The following is a 19,584-nucleotide window of genomic DNA, read 5'->3' as shown; positions in this document are numbered from 1 at the left end:
ACACATGAAAAAGACATTTAAGACAATGTTAATTGCCGCAGCGGTAACTCTGTCCGCTGGTGTTGCTTTTAACGCAGCTGCTGACACTCAGAAGCTGGATCAGTTGTTAGAACAACTGAAAAAAGAACGTACAATTGAAGGCCGTGCTAACCAAGAGCGTGAGCGTGCGTTTCTGGCAGAGCGTGCTGACAAGCAAGCGCTGTTAAACACCGCTAAGAAGCAGTTCACTGATGAAGAGAACCGCGGTAAGCGCTTACAGAAAGAATATGCTGACAACGATATTCTGATCGGTCAGAAGCAGCAGGAACTGGAAAGTGCTTTAGGTACTATGGGCGAGCTGTTCGGTGTTGTTCGCCAGGCAGCTAACCAGTCAATTGGTGATATCACTGGCTCTATCATCAGTGCTCAATATCCGGGCCGTGATGTGCCGCTGCGCTCAGTAGCATCAGCGACTGAATTACCAACTCTGGGTGAAATGGAAGAGTTGTGGATGGCGTTGCTGACTGAAATGACTGAGTCAGGCAAAGTAGCTCAGTTTGACGCTGAAGTCGTTAAGCTGGATGGCGGTGTTGAAACTAAACGCGTAACACGTTTTGGTTCGTTCCACCTGACAACTGACACTGAATACCTGGTTCTGAACCGTGATACTGATCAGATCCAACCTCTGGGTCGTCAGCCACAGTCTAAAATTCATGATTCTGTAGCGGCATACCATAACGCCAGCAAAGGTGAAATTACCGGTATTTATGTTGACCCGACTAAAGGCAACAGCTTACTGCGTCTGAACCAGCAGCGTTCAACTCTGTTTGAATACTATCAGGCAGGTGAAGAAGTTGGTTATATCATTACAATTGTGTTCTTTATCGGTGTATTGATTGCACTTGAGCGTATCATTGTTCTGTCTGCAGTTGGTGCTAAGATTCGCTCTCAGCTGAAAAACCTGGCGAACCCGTCTGAGAACAACCCATTGGGCCGTATCTTACGCGTTTACCATGAGAACAAAACTGCTGATGCAGAGAACCTGGAACTGAAACTGGACGAAGCGATTTTGCGTGAAACGCCAAAAGTTGAGCGTGGAGTTGGTCTGATCAAACTGTTCTCAGCTGTTGCTCCGTTACTGGGTCTGCTAGGTACTGTTATCGGTATGATTCAAACATTCCAGCAAATTACGTTATACGGAACAGGTGACCCGAAACTGATGGCAGGCTCAATCTCTCTGGCGTTGGTAACAACTGCTCAGGGTCTGATCGCAGCAATTCCATTATTGTTTTTACACTCAATCGTATCGTCGAAAGCGCAATCTATTTTACATGTGTTAGATGAGCAGGCTGCCGGCATTATTGCTGCGCACGCGGAGCAGGAGAAAGCCTAATGATACTCCAGCTAATAGAGCTGTGGGAATCTGTTCAGGATTTTATCCATACCGGTGGCAACGTACTTTACGTTGTCGCCCTGGTACTCTTCATCATGTGGGTATTGATGATAGAGCGGTTCTGGTTTCTTAAGGCAGAATATCCAAAGTTAAAGCGAGATATTATTGCCCGTTGGGATGCCAGAGCTGATACCACATCATGGTATGCACATAAGATCCGTGATTGCTGGATTTCCGAGGCTTCAGATAAATTAGACCAGCGTATGCTGCTTATTAAAACCTTGGTTGCACTGTGTCCACTGGTTGGATTGTTGGGAACGGTAACCGGTATGATAGCTGTGTTTGACATTATGGCAACACAGGGTACCGGCAACCCAAGAACCATGGCAACAGGTATCTCTATGGCAACTATCCCGACAATGTCAGGTTTGGTTGCAGCGATATCAGGTGTATTTTTCAGTGCGCGGTTAGACGTACAGGTTAAGCGGGAAAAAGCTGCTTTAGCCGACAGTTTACCGCATCATTAAAGAGAGTTTTTTATGGCACGCAAACGTATTCGCGAAGCTGAACAGGCGGAGATTGATATCACGCCAATGATGGATATCGTATTCATCATGCTGATCTTCTTTATTGTAACCACATCTTTCGTTAAGGAAGCTGGTATCGATGTAAACAAACCTGAAGCTGCTCAGGCTCAAAAGAAACCAAGCGCCACTATCTTTATCGCTATCCGTGCTAACGGTGAGATTTGGATGGACAAGCGTACAGTTGATGTTGAGCGGGTTTCAGCTAACATTGAACGGCTTAGAGCTGAGTCACCAACTGACACCATTATTGTGCAGGCTGATAAAGAAGCGAAGCACGGTATTGTGATGGAAGTTATGGATCAGATTAAGACTGCTGACCCTTCACTGGTGATTAGTATAGCCGGGGAGACCAAGTAATTATGGTACGTTTCCTGACATCGTTAATAATCGGTGGGGTGGTAACGTTTCTGTTGTTTTTAATGATGGCTACTTTGCTGCAATCCAGTGGAAAGCGCGACGTAAAAGAGCAAGAGCGTATTGTTATTGAAATTAACACTACGCCGCCAGACTCAGAAACACAGACGCGGCGGCCACCGCCACCGCCACCACCGCCGCCACCGGCTCAGCCGCCAAAAGCGCCGCAGCCAGAACCTGATACAGCAAACGCTGCGGGTGCCATTGGCTTTAATATGCCAGGGTTGAACTTAGGTTCAAGTGGTGCTGGTTTGGGTGATCCATCAAGCATGATGCGTGACGGTGATGCAACGCCAATCGTTCGGATTGAGCCACGCTACCCGGTTCAGGCTGCACGTGATGGCTTACAAGGTTGGGTTAAACTGCGTTTTAGTATTATGGAAGATGGTAGCGTTGACGAAGTAGAGGTGATTGAAGCTGAACCTCGTCGCGTGTTCGACCGTGAAGCTATTCGTGCTCTGCGCCGTTGGAAGTACAGCCCTAAAGTGGTTGACGGCAAACCAATGAAGCAGACAGGCCAGCAGGTTCAACTTGATTTCACTTTAGATATGGCTGGAGGTTAAGATGTTGAAGCTTAAAAAACTTACCTCAGCATTGGTAATTGCAACTGCGCTTACTGTGACAGCAACCTCTGTTACTGCAGCTGTACAACCTAATATGGCTAAAGTTGAAGAGCGTAAAGCGCGTAAAACTCAGATAGTGGGTGAACGTGTAGGTAAAACGCTGGTTAAAGCTTTCGATTTGTACAACGAAGAGAAGCTTGATGAAGCCATTGCAGTTTTACTGGATGTAAACTCAAACAACGAGTTTGATACAGCGACGCTTAACCGTTTCCTCGGTAACCTGTACGCAACTAAAGACGAAAAGCAGGCCATTAAATATCTGACGCTGGCTGTTAAGCCAGACGTGCTGACATTTAATGATCAGGCGCTGTCTATGAAGTTGCTGGCAGATATGCTGCTGCAGGATAAACAATATCAAAAAGCCATTAAAGCGTATGAAGACTGGATTATGTTCACTGGTGAACAAAATTCAGACGCCTATATGCGTATAGCTAATGCTTATTACCTGATGAATCAGCATGATAAGGTTATCGCGCCGGCTGACGATGCAATTCGTTTTTCGCCTAAGCCGACGGAAGGGCCTTATCAGCTGAAAATGGCTGCACTGTATGAGCTGAAGCGTTACAAAGATCTGGTTGCCGTGGTTGAAACCATGGTGCAGTTATTCCCCGAGAATAAGCAGTTCTGGGTATACCTGGGTAACTTCTATACACTGACAGAAGAGTATTCCAAGTCATTGTCTACGTTACAGCTAGCATACTCGCAAGGCTATCTGGAGAAAGACTCTGAAGTAAGGATGTTGGCACAGATGTATGCCAATAATAACATTCCTTACAAAGCAGCGACGACGATGGAAAAGCACATGAAGAGCGGATTGGTCAAAAAAGACAAAAACAATCTGAACTTCATTGCCTCTAACTATCAAACTGCGCGTGAGTTCTTAAAAGCTGCAGAGTACTACGGTGAGTTAGCTAAGATGACAAACGACGCTGATGCTTATCGTCGTCAGGGTTCTTCTTACCTCGCTATTCAGCGTTACAACGAAGCCATTGCTGCATTTGATAAAGCATTGTCAATGAATGTTGATAAGCCTTCAGGTGTTTATATGAGTCTGGTAGATGCGTATTTCTATCAGAAGAAGTATAAAGAAGCCTATGCTGCGTTGATGAATGCTAAAAAGGATCCTGCTATGTCACGTCAGGTGCGTAGTTGGGAGTCTTACATCAAAGACAAAGCCAAGCAGAAAGGCGTTAGCCTGTAATAAAAAAACCCACTTCGGTGGGTTTTTTTATATTGCCAGTTTAAAACTGCTTTTGCACAGCAAAGCAAAGTTAGCTTTCAGTCTCGGTATTACGTAAGTCGTGTAAGCGGTATTTATCAATCAGCGCATACAGCGTGGGTCGTGTTATACCTAAAGTGTCTGCAGTTTTAGATAAATTTCCCGCTGCCAATGTGTAAGCATGCCTAATAGCCTGCGTCTCTGCCAGCTCTCTTACCTTGCGTAAGGTATCAATTTTGGTGTGTTGTACCGCAAGAGCCAGATCTTCTGCAGTGATATATTTACTGTCTGCCAGGATCACTGCCGATTTAAGTTTGTTTTGCAGTTCGCGAATGTTACCAGGCCAGGCATATTGCAACATCGCTTGCATCGCAGACTCGGTAAAGCCCTGCACCTGGGTATTAAACTCCAGGTTAAATTTATTCAACAGCGCTTTAGCTATCACAACAATGTCGTGACCACGCTGGCGCAGCGGTGGGATCAGCAGCGTTATTTCGCTTATTCTGTAGTATAAATCTTCCCTGAAGCTCTGTTCTGCTACCATTTCGGCCAGGTTACGGTGAGTGGCACAGATAACCCGAACATCTACTTCGATTTCCTGTCTGCCACCGACACGTTCTATTACCCGTTCTTGTAAAAATCGTAGCATTTTTGCTTGCAAGCTAAGCGGCATATCGCCAATTTCATCCAGCAGTAAAGTACCACCATTTGCACATTCTATTTTACCAAGCGTAGTTTTATTGGCTCCGGTGAATGCCCCTTTTTCGTAGCCGAACAGTTCGCTTTCCAGCAGGTTTTCCGGAATAGATGCGCAGTTTATAGCGACAAATGGTTTATTGACTCTTGGACTTTGGCGGTGAATTGCGCGGGCAAACACTTCTTTACCTGTACCACTTTCGCCTAACAACAAGGTGGTGATTTCAGTTGGGGCAATTTTCTCAACGGTACGGCATGCTTTTAAAATCGCCTCACTGTTGCCGATAATATCATTGTTGCCAAGATTGGCGCTTTTGAGCGCACGGTTTTCAGTTTCAAGCTCGCTTATTTTAAATGCACGGGCAAGAATGATACTGAGTACTTCTGGATCTACCGGTTTTTGGTAGTAATCGTATGCGCCAAGTGCGATGGCCTTTAATGCATGTTCTGTATCAGTATTGCCTGTAATAACAATGATTTTGCAGTTGGGTTTTAACGCCAGTATATCATTCAGGCAGGCGAGGCCTTCGCTGGCATTAGCCGGATCTGGCGGCAGCCCTAAATCAAGGGTAACAACTTCTGGTTCATAGCGGCGCAGCTGAGTTAGTGCGGACGCTCTGTCTTGTGCGAAGACGAGTTCGTAATCAGACAGGCTCCATTTAAGCTGTTTCTGAATGCCGATATCATCTTCTATGATTAATATAGTCTTCATCTAACGATCCTTGTCAATCCTACTTCGAACTGAATAGTTTAATAGAAGCGTACAGCTAAGGGTAGTCAATTAGCCATTAACTTGTCTGGTATACGGCAGAATTTATCCCATACTAACAAAGAATTTATCAGTTTAAGGATAAAGCTGGAATGCAAGCCAAAAGCAATACCGCGATAGTACCCATCTTTTCCGGAGGCGGAACCCGGCTCAGCTGTTACATAGGAATTTTGCAGGCTTTGATTGATATGGGGTTTTCTTTTCGTCATCTGGTCGGTGTTTCCGGCGGTAGTATAGTGGCTGCGCTCTATGCATCTGGCTGGAGCCTGGCTGAAATTAAAGCCATAGCACTAAGCACAGACTTCAGGCAGTTCTGGAGTTTTTCGATGACATCTTTGTTGCGAAGCGGGGGATTGTGCAACGGCAATAAACTAGAGAGTTGGTTAGACAAGCAATTAAAAGGTATTACTTTTGCGCAATTGGATTATGACTTACATGTGCTGGCAACAGATATAAATGGTGGGGGACCTGTCGTGTTTAACCGTACTTTGACCCCGGGGCTTAAAGTATCAAAAGCTGTGCGCTTTTCCATGTCGATACCATTGTTTTTTTCATTCCAGGAGTTTGAGAATCATATTATGACAGACGGCGTTATTCTGTCCGAGGATGCGCTGCACCATGACTGGTCGGGGCTTGGCTTGCCTTTGATATGTTTCCGTTTAAAAAGCGACAGTGAAGCAAAGCCCTTGCAGCCTGCGCGCTATTTTCCCTTACTTTCATACATTTATATGTTGATTAGAACCTTTATGAGTGCTGTTTCACGAGAGTACGTACACGCGGAATACTGGCACAATACAGTCGTGGTAAATACCGGAGAGGTGTCATCTGTCGATTTTGCGTTGAGCACGCTGCAGAAGCAGCAGCTATACAATATAGGCTATGAAACTGCCATAGCCATAGTACCAATGAAGCTAGCTGAGTTTTTTAAAGAAAACGGACAAAGCCACACCAACTAGTGGCGTTGTCCTGCTGAACTATTGTGTTTTACCGCGACGGATTATTTCCTGTGCCATCAGATCTGCTACAACACTGGTTGGTTGATTATCCGCATCTGCACGCTCAAAAATATTAATCAGAGTGTCATAGATAGCCATTACCTTGGCTGTAGACTCTTGTTCAGAGTAGCCTTCAGGGCGCATTTCGAATGCAACGTTTATAATGCCACCGGCATTGATAACATAATCTGGGGCATACAGAATGCCTTTCTGACGCAGGATCTCACCATGTCGTGCTTGCTGTAACTGGTTATTAGCACAACCAGCGACGATGCGTGCTTTTAGCTGAGGAATCGTTTCATCATTTAAAGTGGCGCCCAGGGCGCATGGTGCATATACGTCAGCATCTACTGCATAAATGGCGTCCAGTTCTACCGCTGTGGCGCCAAATAGTGTTACAGCTCGTTGCACGGCTTCCTTATTAATGTCGGTTACAACCAGTCTGGCGCCTTCTTTATGCAAGTGTTCACACAAATAGAAACCAACACTACCGAGGCCCTGAACGGCAATAGTTTTGCCTTCCAGGCTATCTGAACCGAATTTATGCTTAGCCGCAGCTTTTATACCCCGGTAAGTGCCAAGAGCTGTGAAAGGGGCTGGGTTGCCGCTTTTACCTTCCAAACCTGCTACAAAAGGCGTTTCTTTGTTGACAATCATAATGTCGCCGGTCGTGATATTTACATCTTCTGCGCTGTAGTAGCTGCCAGACAAACGATGAACCATGCGGCCAAAAGCACGGAATAAGGCTTCTGATTTTATTTTCTTGGCGTCACCGATAATAACCGATTTACCACCACCCAAAGGTAAACCTGCCATAGCATTTTTATAGGTCATTCCGCGGGACAGCCGAAGGACATCGTTTAGCGCGGCTTCATCTGAAGCATAATCCCATAATCTGCAACCTCCTACCGCAGGGCCAAGCGCAGTGCTGTGAACTGCGATAATGGCTTTTAAGCCTGTTTCAGCGTCTGCGCAGAACACAACTTGCTCATGACTATCGAACTCAGAATGATTAAATACGGCCACGACTGATTTCTCCGTTTAAATACTGCTGGTAATTGCAGCAGGTGATCGGGTTGACTGCCAATAAAAGGCAGCAATTTTGCGCGGCGAAATGTAGCATTTCAGACTGCATTACACCAGACGACTGAATAAAATTACCCTGGTCTGTCCAGTAGATTGTCGACAATTTAGCGCAACACTTGATTGTTGCCGACGAGTCCCCTAGAGTATTGCGAAAATTTACGCAGGAAATAACGACATGAGTGAGCAGTGGACTCAGGAACAAATTGCCCAGGCAGAAAAAGCACGCACAGAATGGGTACGCGAACAGTTTCAAAAAGCAAATCAGTATTTGGCAGGTAAAGGAATATTGCCGGACAATGTTGCCGTGTCTGAGAGCCGGTATTTACCGCCTTACTTTGCTGTCTGGAAATTAAATACTAAAGAAAAACAATCATATTGGGTCATCAGTGGTGATTTGCCAACAGATCATATTGCTGTTTCTGCTGCGAGTAATGCGCGCGAAGCCGTACGGGCATTTTCACTGCATTGGCAATTAAAAGCACAACAGATTGCAGATTCCGGCTTGCAGGATAAAACACAGCACGAGTTTGCTAATTTACTTGTAAAGCGGGCACATAATTTGTACGACATGTTTAATAAAGATGAGCTTTGGCAGATGGAATCAGCCAGTGAGGTGTAATTTTTCGTTTACATAAAACAAAAAACCGCACAGAGTGCGGTTTTTTTTGGTCATTTTATTCGCTGAAATACCAATAGCCTTGATTAATAAGATTAGTAAGCAGCATAGTCCGCTCTGCACTTTGGCAAAAGTGTAGGTTTTGCTCTGATGTCAATTCTGTGTGATCGCATAATAGTCTTGCTGTAGCCAGTTCATCGGGCGGTAAGGTGATCTGATCGCCATTAATAAATAGCGCTATATCAGCAGCTGCGTTGTCCTGGAAATAACAGCAACGCAGTCCTCCGGTGCGGCTTAACACAGACCCTTCCTCAATATATTCAGCAATCTCTTCCGCTGAATAATGTGGGTCGGGTTCATTTAGGTCCAACTCATGTTTTGCCCGTGTTATAAGGCTACCAAACCAGTTTGGCAGCATGGAGTCATCTTCAACCAGCTCTTGCATTAGTTGACGTACTTTCTGCAGATCTGTTTTCTCTATTGCACCTACACAGGCAGACGCCTGACGGGCTGGGTCCGTAAAACGTTTGCCGGTGACATCATGATCGATAAGGTAGTCTGCCAGACCCGTCAGTAAATCTTTTTGTGCCGGTGCTCTGAAACCCACTGAATAATTCAGACTGTTTTCCAGGCTGATACCGTCATGCGGACATCCCGGCGGAATATACAGTATGTCACCTGGTTCGGTAATAACGTCAATACAGGCGTTAAAAGGGCTAACCTGTAACAGCCGCGGGTGAGGGCAGAGTTGTTGTAAAGAGGGATCTGGCATGCCTACCCGCCAATGCCGCCTGCCTTCACCCTGAATAATGAAAACATCATATTGATCAAGATGTGGGCCTACGCCGCCACCTGGGGTGGAAAAGCTCACCATCAGGTCGTCTATACGCCAGTTTGGAATAAATCGAAACGGGTCTATTAGCCTGGCTGCCAATGGATGCCAGTGGTCAACGGCTTGCACCAGCAGCGTCCAGTTTTGCTCTCCCAGGTGATTAAAATCATCAAATGGACCGGTTTGCATGTCCCATTGTTGTCCTTCACAGCTGACGATCCGTGATTCAATTTCTTCGTCCTGCGCCAGCCCGGCTAATTCATCTGCGCTTAACGGATCGGCGAAGTCTTTAAAGCCGTTTTTTATCAGCAGTGGCGCTTTCTGCCAATAGTTGTTAAGAAAGTCTGATACAGTCAGTTCTGCCAGATTCAATTGATACATATGTCTTTCCTGAGAAAAAAGGCGCTGATTTCAGCGCCTTATGTTTTGTCAGTTACCGCAGCGAGTCAGTGATTTCTATCGCCGCACCAATATAACTTGCGGGTGTCAGCTGCTTAAGCTGTACTTTAACGTCGGCTGGCAATTCCAGTTTATCGATAAACAGGTGTAAATCGGCCTGATTAATCCGCTTGCCGCGGGTAAGCTCTTTCAGTTTTTCATAGGGCTGTTCTATACCGTATTTCCGCATAACGGTTTGTACCGGCTCTGCCAGTAATTCCCAGTTAGCATCCAGTTCAGCGCGAAGGTTAGCCTCATTTACTTCCAGTTTACTGATACCTTTGAGCGTCGCCTGATAGGCAATTAGCGTGTAACCAAAGCCCATGCCTAAATTACGCAGTACAGTTGAATCTGTTAAGTCACGTTGCCAACGCGAAACCGGTAGCTTCGCTGATAAGTGGTTAAACAACGCGTTAGCAATACCCAGGTTACCTTCAGAGTTTTCAAAATCTATCGGGTTAACTTTATGCGGCATTGTTGAAGAGCCGATTTCACCTGCGATAGTGCGTTGTTTAAAATGGCCAAGCGCAATATAACCCCAGATATCACGGTCAAAATCGAGCAGTACTGTGTTGAAGCGGGCAACTGCGTCGAACAGCTCAGCAATATAGTCGTGCGGTTCAATTTGAGTTGTGAAAGCGTTCCAACTCAGCCCCAAACTGGTCACAAACTGTTCCGACAACTGATGCCAGTTAAGTTGTGGGTAGGCTGACAAATGTGCATTGTAGTTACCTACGGCACCATTTAATTTGCCCAGAATATTTACCGCTGCGATCTGATCGCGCTGACGTTTCAGACGAACATAAACGTTAGCCATTTCCTTCCCCATAGTCGTAGGAGAGGCGGGTTGGCCATGAGTACGGGCCATCATTGGTACAGTGCGGTGCTCGTTGGCCAACTGTTTTATTGCATCTAGCAACGCATCACATTGTGGCAGTAATACTTTTTCGCGCGCTTCCGATAGCATCAGGCCATGTGAAAGGTTATTGATATCTTCTGAAGTGCAGGCAAAGTGAATAAACTCGCTAATTGCAGATAGCTCGCTATTTGCTGCTACCTTTTCTTTCAGCAAATATTCTACGGCTTTAACATCGTGATTGGTGGTGCGTTCAATTTCTTTAACCCGCTCGGCGTCAGCTAAACTGAAATTGTCGACAATATCGTCCAGTATCTGGTTAGCCTGTGCTGATAAAGGCGGCACTTCAGCGATGCCTGCGGTTGAGGCCAGCGTTTGTAGCCAGCGAACTTCTACCATCACCCGGTATTTAATTAAACCGAACTCACTGAAATAATTGCGTAAATCCACAGTTTTGCTGCCATAACGTCCGTCGACGGGGGATATAGCGGTTAGGGCGTTCAGTTGCATACAGGCTCCTATAAACTTGATGAGGGTAGTTGCGCAAGCATTTGTTTTGCCTGTGCCACCAACTTGCGACGTTTAAAAATAAAATTTAGGCGGCTGCCTCCGGCCTGACGCCAAAGCACAGTAGAGCGGATTGCCGCGAGCAACAGTGCCCGTACTTTATGTTGTACGGACTGTTGTTTTAGTAATTCAGGTTGACCATATATCTGGATCCGACCGCCAAGGCTGCTGATACAGGTCGAATAGATGTCTGCCAGACTTGCCAGCATATTGTCGTCGGTAACAGCAAAGTGTTGCAGCTGGCGTTGCAGACGCTGCAGCTTGTCTCCAAGCTGCTTCAAATTGCCTGCGTTTTTATGCAGTCGCCGCTCAAGTGCCAGAACGCCCACGATATAACGGGTAAGTTCAACATCTTTCTGTGGTTTGTCACCGAGTTGATCGACGATCAGTTTTAAGCCAGTAGCCAGATTAGCCGCATTGTCACCATATATCGATAATGGTTGTTCAGCATCAATAACCGCTACACTGTTTAACATGACCTGCAACGCTGCTTTGTCCTGCTCGGTGCTGCGCGCTACCTGTTGTACAAGTTTTAACGCCTGGCACAAGCCTGCCAGCGCAATAATTTGTGTAGATAAAGATTCTTGCATAATCAGTTCAGCGCCACATCGATAATTCCGCCACCAAGGCAGACTTCATCCAGATAAAATACCGCAGACTGTCCAGGCGTTACGGCTTTTTGTGGTGTATCAAAAATGACCTCAACACTATTGTCAGCATTGAGCTTTAATGTGCAGGGAATGTCTGTCTGACGGTAGCGGGTTTTAACCGAGCAGCGCAGCGTCGTTTTCGGTCCAACTCTGTCAGTCCAGTGCAACTGGCTGGCGATAAGTCCGCGCGATAACAGACTTGGGTGGTCATGGCCCTGTGCTACGATGAGCTGGTTATCGGTCAGATTTTTACCTACCACGTACCAGGGCTCGTCACCGCCATCGCGTAAGCCACCAATACCCAGCCCTTTACGCTGCCCGAGGGTGTGGTACATCAGGCCCTCATGGCGGCCAATAATATCGCCATCTACTGTGACGATATCTCCTGGCTGAGCAGGCAGATACTGCTGTAAAAAGTCTTTAAATTTGCGCTCGCCGATAAAACAGATGCCGGTACTGTCTTTTTTATCGTGGGTAATAAGGCCTTGCTGCTCGGCAATCGCGCGTACCGCCGGTTTTTCCAGCTCGCCTACCGGGAACAGTGTTTGGGCAACGTGTTCTTCGCCAATGGTGTACAGGAAATAACTTTGGTCTTTATTGTTGTCCAAACCACGCAGTAGCTGCCAGTGGCCATCTATGTAACGCCGGCGGACATAATGTCCGGTCGCGATGTAATCTGCACCTAGTGCTTCTGCAGCGAATTCAAGAAATGCTTTAAACTTAATTTCTTTATTGCACATAATATCCGGGTTTGGAGTGCGGCCAGCTTTGTACTCCGCCAGAAAATATTCAAATACATTATCCCAGTATTCTGCCGCGAAATTTACTTTGTGTAGCACTATGCCCAGTTTGTCGCATACTGCCTGGGCATCACGCATGTCTTCAGCTGCTGCGCAATATTCGTCATTGTCATCTTCTTCCCAATTTTTCATGAAAAGACCTTCAACCTGATACCCTTGTTGTAATAACAAGTAGGCTGACACTGACGAATCAACACCACCGGACATACCGACGATGACTTTTTTACTGCTGTTGGCAGACAGATTATCTGGCATAACACCCGCGCTTTAGAAGGAGCAAAAAATCAAGGCGCGGATTATACATCAAATTTGTTCGCTGCGCATGCTATCGCGTTGGTTGGATTAGCGTTAGCGGTATCCGCACGCCCTGGCAGTAAGCTGCTATCGCATCAGCAACCAGCTGGCTGCGAAGTGGTAGTACCGACTCTGATAACTGGTGGCTACTGTACCAGTGCAGCGCCAGAATATCGCTGTCTTGCGGCTGATAGTGAGAGGGGAGTGTGTCTGGCTCAAATATAAAGTTCAGCCGGACATAACGATGGCCATTAGCGGCTTTTAGCTGTGAGATACCTAACCATGAATTGGGTTCCAGTAGCAAACCGGTTTCTTCATGCAGCTCTCTTTTTACCGCGCTGAGTAAGTCTTCGTCCTGCTCTACATGGCCTGCAGGCTGGTTCAATACCCGCTGGCCAGTTAGTTTATCAACTTCTTCAACCAGCAAGAATTTCTGTTCAAAGCATACTATTGCAGCCACAGTTAAGTGCAGTTGTTCCCGGCTCATTTGTCTGTACATCCTTATTTCAGTGAGTGAACCTGATATTGCCCCGGGCGCAGGTCACCAAGTGTCCAGTCGCCAATTCTGACTCTTATTAACCGCAAAGTAGGGTAACCAACTGCGGCTGTCATACGCCTTACCTGGCGGTTACGGCCTTCTGTTATGGTCAGACTGATCCAACTGGTTGGGATGTCTGCACGCTGTCTGATAGGCGGGGTACGCGGCCAGATATCCGGCTCAGTAAGATGCTCAGCCCGGGCTGGCAGTGTTAAGCCATCTTTTAATTCCACACCCTTCGTCAATTGCACAAGAGCTGTGTCGCTTATCAGCCCTTCCACCTGAACCCAGTATGTTTTGCTCATTTTATGTTTAGGGTCACTTATCAGGTGCTGTGTTTTGCCACAGTTGGTTAGCAGCAGCAGCCCCTCGCTATCGCGGTCAAGCCTGCCTGCCGCGTAGACGTCGGCTATAGGCAGATAATCGGCTAAGGTAGCACGTGCAGGAGTGCTGTTATCAGTAAACTGACACAATACATCGTAGGGTTTGTTGAACAACACTAATGTTGGATTGTCGACCTTGGTCGCATTGCGTTTTTTCGCATATGGATTATTTTGCACTTTTTGTCTGCTCTTTGCAGGTTTCGCTGTCTTTTTGTCTTTGAAGTTCATAGCATCGGGTCATATTTCGAGCTGTTAAGCCAGGTTAAAAAGTCAGCCTGAAAAGACGTTATTTAACGTAACGCATGCAACACGCTGGTGCAGGTAGCTGCCTATTTTATTGAATGTCATGCTGCTATACTACCGCCGCTTTGCAACAAATGCGTTTAAAACATCAACATCGCCCGGATGAAGGTGCGAACTGGCTTGTTTAAGCCAGCTGATCGCGAACACATTACAGGAACTAACATGTCAAAAGATATTGCAAAAATCATTTACACTGAAACCGATGAAGCGCCAGCGCTGGCTACATATTCTTTATTGCCTATCGTTCAGGCTTTCTCAGCCGCCGCAGGTATAGCAGTTGAAACACGTGACATATCGCTCTCCGGTCGGATTATTGCGCTTTTCCCTGAATTTTTAACTGCCGAGCAGCGTATCGCTGATGCACTGGCTGAACTGGGTGAAATGGCCAATCGTCCAGATGCAAACATCATTAAGCTGCCTAATATCAGCGCATCTATTCCTCAGTTAAAAGCTGCGATTAAAGAATTACAGCAACAGGGTTATGCTCTACCAGAATACCCGGCTGAGCCAAAAGATGATAAAGAGCGCGATATCAAAGCACGCTACGACAGAATTAAAGGCAGTGCGGTTAACCCGGTGCTGCGTGAAGGCAACTCAGATCGCCGTGCGCCGGCGTCCGTTAAGCAATATGCGAAGAAAAATCCCCACAGTATGGGGGCCTGGTCTGCCAGCTCTAAATCACATGTTGCGCATATGCAAAGTGGTGACTTTTATGGCAGTGAACAGTCAGCTACCTTTGCCGCTGCAGATAGCCTGAAAATTCAACACATAGGTACTGATGGCTCGGTAAACGTGCTGAAAGACAAGGTTGCGGTGTTAGAAGGTGAAGTTGTTGATGCCGCCACCATGAGCAAGAAAGCATTACGCGCCTTTTATCAGCATGAAATAGCCGATGCTAAGCAGCAAGATGTTTTACTGTCTTTGCATTTAAAAGCGACGATGATGAAAGTGTCTGACCCTATTATGTTTGGTCATGCTGTGCTGGAGTTTTTCCAGCCAGTGTTTGAAAAACACGCTGCATTGTTTGCCGAGTTGGGTGTTGACGTTAACAATGGCGCCGGTGATATGTTTGCTAAAGTAGCGACATTACCGCAAGCTAAACAGGATGCAGTTCTGGCAGATATCAAAGCATGCTATGCGGCACAGCCTGCTCTTGCAATGGTTAATTCTGATAAAGGTATTACGAACCTGCACGTGCCAAGTGACGTGATAATTGATGCGTCTATGCCGGCCATGATCAGAAGTTCAGGCCAGATGTGGGGTCCTGATGGCAAGTTAAAAGACACCAAAGCGATGATCCCTGATCGCTGCTATGCCGGTGTGTATCAGGAAACAATCGACTTCTGCAGGAAAAATGGTGCTTTTGATCCGCGCACTATGGGCTCAGTGCCTAACGTTGGCCTTATGGCACAAAAAGCAGAAGAGTATGGCTCACACGACAAGACATTTGAAATTGCAGCTGATGGCAAGGTTCAGGTTCTGAACAGCAAAGGTGAGGTTGTATTTGAGCATGTAGTCGAGCAAGGTGATATCTGGCGTATGTGTCAGGTTAAAGATGCACCAATCCGTGACTGGGTAAAACTGGCTGTTAACCGTGCGCGTTTAAGCAATACACCAGCGGTATTCTGGTTGGACAATGCCAGGGCACATGATTCACAGCTTATCGCCAAGGTGCAACAGTACTTAAAAGAGCACGATACTGACGGGCTTGATATTCGGGTTCTCGCCCCGGTTGAAGCAACACGCCTGACGTTACAACGTATGAAAGACGGGCAGGACACTATATCGGTCACCGGTAACGTACTGCGTGATTACCTGACAGATTTGTTTCCAATTTTGGAGCTGGGTACCAGCGCGAAGATGTTATCCATCGTTCCACTGATGAATGGCGGCGGTTTATTTGAAACCGGAGCTGGCGGTTCTGCACCAAAACATGTTGAGCAATTTATTGAAGAAAATTACCTGCGCTGGGATTCGCTGGGTGAATTCCTGGCACTTGCTGCATCTCTTGAGCATTTAAGCCAGGTAACCGGCAATGACAAAGCGAAAGTGCTTGCAGATGCATTGGATGCAGCCACTGCGAAGTTTCTGGATAACGATAAATCGCCGCGTCGCAAGTTGGGCGAACTGGATAACCGTGGTAGCCATTTCTACCTGGCACTGTATTGGGCTGAAGCATTAGCTGCGCAGACGAGTAATACAGAATTACAAGCCCGCTTTGCGAAACTATCAGCCGTACTGCAGCAGCAGGAAAGCACAATTGTTTCTGAGCTGAATGGTGCTCAGGGGAAGGCTGTGGATATTGGCGGTTACTACCGTCCGAATCCTGAGCTTGCCTCCAAAGCAATGCGGCCTAGCCAAACGTTCAATCAGGCATTGGCTAACGCATAAGGTAATAAAGCGTAAAGAAAAAGCAGGCATATAGCCTGCTTTTTTTGCCGTCGTTCCTGGTAACACTAAGCCTGCATTACGCTCAGCGAATATTTTACTCTGTCAAATCACCTGGCACTTTAATATTCACAGCGTGTAAGCCTTTGGGGCCTTCAGACAAGTCAAATTCCACATCTTGTCCGGCTTTTAGCGTACGGTAGCCATCCATGCTAATGGTTGAATAATGAGCAAAGATATCTTCATCACGGCCATCTTCACGAATAAATCCAAATCCTTTGGCATTATTGAACCATTTTACTTTACCGGTAGCCATACAACTTACTTCCTTCTCTAAGTTAGCTAAATTCTGTATTCTAGTCTCAATAGCGGGATTGTTGTTGATCCCAACAACTAATGTAGATAATTTGAGCAGACAGTCAAGCTATTTGCAAAATTAAACCAAAATTTTACCAATAATTAACTTTTAACCCTTTGATGGAATACACAGGCGTGGCTATAGTTTATGAGCGGCAATAAAGATAGTAACGAACAGTACGGTGATTTAGAAGAGTTAACCCGGCAACGGGTTGCTCCGCCTCCGATGTATAAAGTGGTACTGCATAACGATGATTACACTCCAATGGACTTTGTCATCGATGTTTTGAGCCGTTTTTTTAACATGCAGTATGAACAAGCGACAGAAGTAATGTTAAAAGTGCATTATGAAGGAAAGGGGATCTGTGGAATTTTTACAGCAGAAATAGCAGAGACTAAGGTGCAACAGGTGATGCAGTATGCAAAAGAGCACCAGCACCCGCTGCTATGCACTATGGAACGCGCATAAGGTAAGCCTTTGCATGATTCTGGTGTCGTTACTCAGGTGGATTAGGAGTGGTATATGTTAAATAAAGATCTTGAGTTAACTCTGAATTTGGCTTTCAGGTTTGCGCGTGAACGTCGTCACGAATATATGACGGTGGAACATTTGTTATTGGCGTTGCTGGATAATCCTGCAGCAGGTGAAGCCTTGCGCTCTTGTGGCGCTAATATCGAGAAGTTGCGCCAGGAGCTTTCCAGTTTTATTGATTCTACTACGCCCGTATTACCTGACGGTGAAATAGAGCGGGATACTCAGCCAACGCTTGGTTTCCAACGCGTATTGCAACGGGCTGTATTTCATGTGCAGTCGTCAGGTAAAGCCGAAGTAACGGGTGCAAATGTGCTGGTTGCTATCTTTAGCGAACAGGAATCTCAGGCGGTTTATTTGTTGAAGAAAATCGACATTACCCGTCTGGACGTCGTTAATTTTATTTCCCATGGCGTCACCAAGACCGAGAAGCTGGAACAGCATGACGAGCATGTGCAGGAGGACGGTACTGAACAGGTAACGGATGACAGCAAATACCTTGAGAATTTTACCGCTAATCTTAATGTGCAGGCTAAAAATGGTCAGATTGACCCTTTGATCGGCCGTGAGCACGAAGTTGAGAGGGCGATTCAGGTATTATGCCGGCGCAAAAAGAACAACCCCCTGTTAGTAGGGGAGGCTGGTGTGGGGAAAACAGCTATTGCCGAAGGCTTAGCGTACCGTATTGTGCACAAAGCCGTTCCTGAGGTTATTGCTGATGCAACCATTTACTCTCTGGACATGGGCGCTTTACTGGCAGGAACTAAATATCGCGGAGATTTTGAAAAGCGGTTGAAGTCATTGCTTAAAGAATTAGAGCGTGAAAAAGACGCTATCTTATTTATCGATGAAATACACACTGTAATAGGTGCCGGTGCTGCATCTGGTGGTGTGATGGATGCCAGTAACCTGATAAAGCCGTTACTATCCAGTGGGCGCTTACGTTGTATGGGGTCTACCACTTACCAGGAATTTAAGAGCATTTTTGAAAAAGATACTGCGCTTGTGCGACGTTTTCAGAAAATCGATGTTGCTGAGCCCAGTGTAGACGACACTACCCGTATCTTGCTTGGATTAAAAGAGCGCTACGAGCAGCACCATAATGTCCGTTATACCCAGAAGGCGATTCGGGCTGCAGCTGAATTATCAGCCAAATACATTAATGAACGACATTTGCCGGACAAAGCAATAGATGTCATCGATGAGGCCGGAGCCAGTCAGCGATTGTTACCATCTTCGAAGCGGCGCAAGGTTATTAATGTGCCGGAGATAGAGCATGTGATTGCAAAAATGGCCCGGATCCCCGAGAAGTCAGTGTCGGCGTCTGATAAAGACGTATTAGCAAACCTTGACCGTAATCTGAAATTGGTCGTGTTTGGTCAGGACGAGCCTATTGAAGTGCTTACTGCTGCCATCCGTCTGTCACGTTCAGGATTGGGTAATGAAGAAAAACCGATAGGTAATTTCTTGTTTGCAGGCCCAACTGGCGTAGGTAAAACTGAAGTGACCAAGCAATTGGCGAAAGCTCTGGGTGTAGAGCTGTTGCGTTTTGATATGTCTGAATATATGGAACGCCATGCCATTAGCCGTTTAATTGGTGCACCGCCGGGTTATGTTGGTTTTGAGCAAGGCGGATTATTAACCGACGCTGTGTCTAAACATCCGTACTCTGTGGTATTACTGGATGAAATAGAAAAAGCCCACAGTGACATCTATAACATTCTGTTGCAGGTTATGGATCACGGCACTCTGACAGATAACAATGGCCGCAAGATTGATTTTCGCAATGTAGTATTGGTTATGACCACAAATGCCGGTGTACAGGAGACGATTCGTAAGTCAATCGGCTTCAAACAGCAGGATCATAGCCATGATGCATTGTCGGAAATAAACCGCACCTTCAGCCCTGAATTCAGAAACCGGCTTGATGGCATTATCTGGTTCAAACATCTTGAGTCTGACATCATTTTGCAGATCGTTGACAAGTTTATCTGTGATCTGCAAGTGCAGCTGGATAAGAAACAGGTATCCATGGAGTTAAGCTCTGCTGCCCGGCAGTGGCTGGCGCAAAAAGGATATGATCATGCAATGGGTGCACGGCCAATGGCCCGGGTGATTCAAGAACAGCTGAAAAAACCACTGGCTAATGAAATATTGTTTGGGCGCCTGCTACAGGGGGGCGATGTCAAAGTGGAACTTGTAAATGATCAATTGCAATTTGACTATCACACTGAAAATGAGGCTGCACTTACCGAATAATGTTGGTGTT

At 46.3% G+C, this 19,584-nt stretch carries 19 protein-coding genes; 10 read left to right on the top strand and 9 right to left on the bottom strand.

The genetic code is table 11. The annotated features are described in order from the left end of the window. The first annotated feature begins 4 nt into the window (after positions 1–4). From AC5SV9_RS02145 to AC5SV9_RS02125, 5 genes are read left to right on the top strand one after another with little or no spacing between them, the layout of a single operon-like run. Positions 5–1,372, top strand: a complete 1,368-nt coding sequence (locus tag AC5SV9_RS02145; RefSeq protein ID WP_475151609.1) for a MotA/TolQ/ExbB proton channel family protein — start codon at positions 5–7, stop codon at positions 1,370–1,372. Further along, positions 1,372–1,899, top strand: coding sequence for a MotA/TolQ/ExbB proton channel family protein (locus tag AC5SV9_RS02140; RefSeq protein ID WP_397472155.1), 528 nt, complete (start codon positions 1,372–1,374; stop codon positions 1,897–1,899). Before AC5SV9_RS02145 ends, AC5SV9_RS02140 begins: the two co-directional genes overlap by 1 nt. A gap of 12 nt (positions 1,900–1,911) precedes the next feature. Further along, positions 1,912–2,316, top strand: a complete 405-nt coding sequence (locus AC5SV9_RS02135; RefSeq protein ID WP_273021774.1) for an ExbD/TolR family protein — start codon at positions 1,912–1,914, stop codon at positions 2,314–2,316. A 2-nt stretch (positions 2,317–2,318) separates the two neighbouring features. Next, positions 2,319–2,936 (top strand): energy transducer TonB, encoded by a 618-nt coding sequence (locus AC5SV9_RS02130; protein WP_273021772.1) that lies wholly within the window; start codon positions 2,319–2,321, stop codon positions 2,934–2,936. 1 nt (position 2,937) lies between these two features. After that, positions 2,938–4,197, top strand: a complete 1,260-nt coding sequence (locus AC5SV9_RS02125; RefSeq protein WP_134054289.1) for a tetratricopeptide repeat protein — start codon at positions 2,938–2,940, stop codon at positions 4,195–4,197. A gap of 70 nt (positions 4,198–4,267) precedes the next feature. On the opposite strand, the gene prsR is transcribed toward AC5SV9_RS02125, so the two are convergent. Next, positions 4,268–5,623 (bottom strand): PEP-CTERM-box response regulator transcription factor, encoded by a 1,356-nt coding sequence (gene prsR, locus AC5SV9_RS02120; RefSeq protein ID WP_417703784.1) that lies wholly within the window; start codon positions 5,621–5,623, stop codon positions 4,268–4,270. A gap of 149 nt (positions 5,624–5,772) precedes the next feature. Here prsR and AC5SV9_RS02115 point away from each other — a divergent pair, with 149 nt between their 5' ends. Beyond that, entirely contained in the window at positions 5,773–6,636 is an 864-nt protein-coding gene (locus tag AC5SV9_RS02115; protein WP_475151606.1) for a patatin-like phospholipase family protein, read from the top strand. Between the two features lie 18 nt (positions 6,637–6,654). On the opposite strand, the gene AC5SV9_RS02110 is transcribed toward AC5SV9_RS02115, so the two are convergent. Next, complete coding sequence (locus tag AC5SV9_RS02110) at positions 6,655–7,701, bottom strand: Leu/Phe/Val dehydrogenase (protein WP_230819511.1); 1,047 nt, start codon at positions 7,699–7,701, stop codon at positions 6,655–6,657. Positions 7,702–7,936: 235 nt separating this feature from the next. On the opposite strand from AC5SV9_RS02110, the gene AC5SV9_RS02105 reads away from it, so the two are divergent. Further along, a complete protein-coding gene (locus AC5SV9_RS02105; protein WP_475151605.1) occupies positions 7,937–8,380 on the top strand; it encodes a DUF4826 family protein in 444 nt (147 codons plus the stop codon). Positions 8,381–8,435: 55 nt separating this feature from the next. On the opposite strand, the gene AC5SV9_RS02100 is transcribed toward AC5SV9_RS02105, so the two are convergent. The 6 genes from AC5SV9_RS02100 to AC5SV9_RS02075 form a co-directional block, all read right to left on the bottom strand. Further along, positions 8,436–9,590, bottom strand: a complete 1,155-nt coding sequence (locus AC5SV9_RS02100; protein ID WP_475151603.1) for a ribosomal protein uL16 3-hydroxylase — start codon at positions 9,588–9,590, stop codon at positions 8,436–8,438. Positions 9,591–9,642: 52 nt separating this feature from the next. Next, a complete protein-coding gene (gene purB, locus AC5SV9_RS02095; RefSeq protein ID WP_475151602.1) occupies positions 9,643–11,013 on the bottom strand; it encodes an adenylosuccinate lyase in 1,371 nt (456 codons plus the stop codon). Between the two features lie 8 nt (positions 11,014–11,021). Beyond that, entirely contained in the window at positions 11,022–11,660 is a 639-nt protein-coding gene (hflD, locus tag AC5SV9_RS02090; protein ID WP_475151599.1) for a high frequency lysogenization protein HflD, read from the bottom strand. A 2-nt stretch (positions 11,661–11,662) separates the two neighbouring features. After that, positions 11,663–12,775, bottom strand: a complete 1,113-nt coding sequence (gene mnmA, locus AC5SV9_RS02085; RefSeq protein WP_475151598.1) for a tRNA 2-thiouridine(34) synthase MnmA — start codon at positions 12,773–12,775, stop codon at positions 11,663–11,665. Between the two features lie 70 nt (positions 12,776–12,845). Then, positions 12,846–13,301, bottom strand: a complete 456-nt coding sequence (locus tag AC5SV9_RS02080; RefSeq protein ID WP_475151597.1) for an NUDIX domain-containing protein — start codon at positions 13,299–13,301, stop codon at positions 12,846–12,848. A 14-nt stretch (positions 13,302–13,315) separates the two neighbouring features. After that, positions 13,316–13,912 (bottom strand): pseudouridine synthase, encoded by a 597-nt coding sequence (locus AC5SV9_RS02075; protein WP_475151595.1) that lies wholly within the window; start codon positions 13,910–13,912, stop codon positions 13,316–13,318. 288 nt (positions 13,913–14,200) lie between these two features. On the opposite strand from AC5SV9_RS02075, the gene AC5SV9_RS02070 reads away from it, so the two are divergent. Further along, positions 14,201–16,429 carry an NADP-dependent isocitrate dehydrogenase gene (locus AC5SV9_RS02070; RefSeq protein WP_475151593.1) on the top strand — a complete coding sequence of 743 codons (2,229 nt, stop codon included), beginning with the start codon at positions 14,201–14,203 and terminating at the stop codon, positions 16,427–16,429. 94 nt (positions 16,430–16,523) lie between these two features. On the opposite strand, the gene cspD is transcribed toward AC5SV9_RS02070, so the two are convergent. Then, a complete protein-coding gene (cspD, locus tag AC5SV9_RS02065; protein WP_008218396.1) occupies positions 16,524–16,742 on the bottom strand; it encodes a cold shock domain-containing protein CspD in 219 nt (72 codons plus the stop codon). A gap of 189 nt (positions 16,743–16,931) precedes the next feature. Here cspD and clpS point away from each other — a divergent pair, with 189 nt between their 5' ends. Together clpS and clpA are read left to right on the top strand one after the other, a co-directional pair. Next, entirely contained in the window at positions 16,932–17,252 is a 321-nt protein-coding gene (clpS, locus tag AC5SV9_RS02060) for an ATP-dependent Clp protease adapter ClpS (protein ID WP_475151591.1), read from the top strand. 54 nt (positions 17,253–17,306) lie between these two features. Next, positions 17,307–19,574, top strand: a complete 2,268-nt coding sequence (gene clpA / locus AC5SV9_RS02055) for an ATP-dependent Clp protease ATP-binding subunit ClpA (protein ID WP_475151589.1) — start codon at positions 17,307–17,309, stop codon at positions 19,572–19,574. The last annotated feature ends 10 nt before the right edge of the window (positions 19,575–19,584 follow it).

This window comes from Rheinheimera sp. ATLC3 (assembly GCF_059429535.1).
This window is presented reverse-complemented; position numbering and strand designations above follow the sequence as displayed.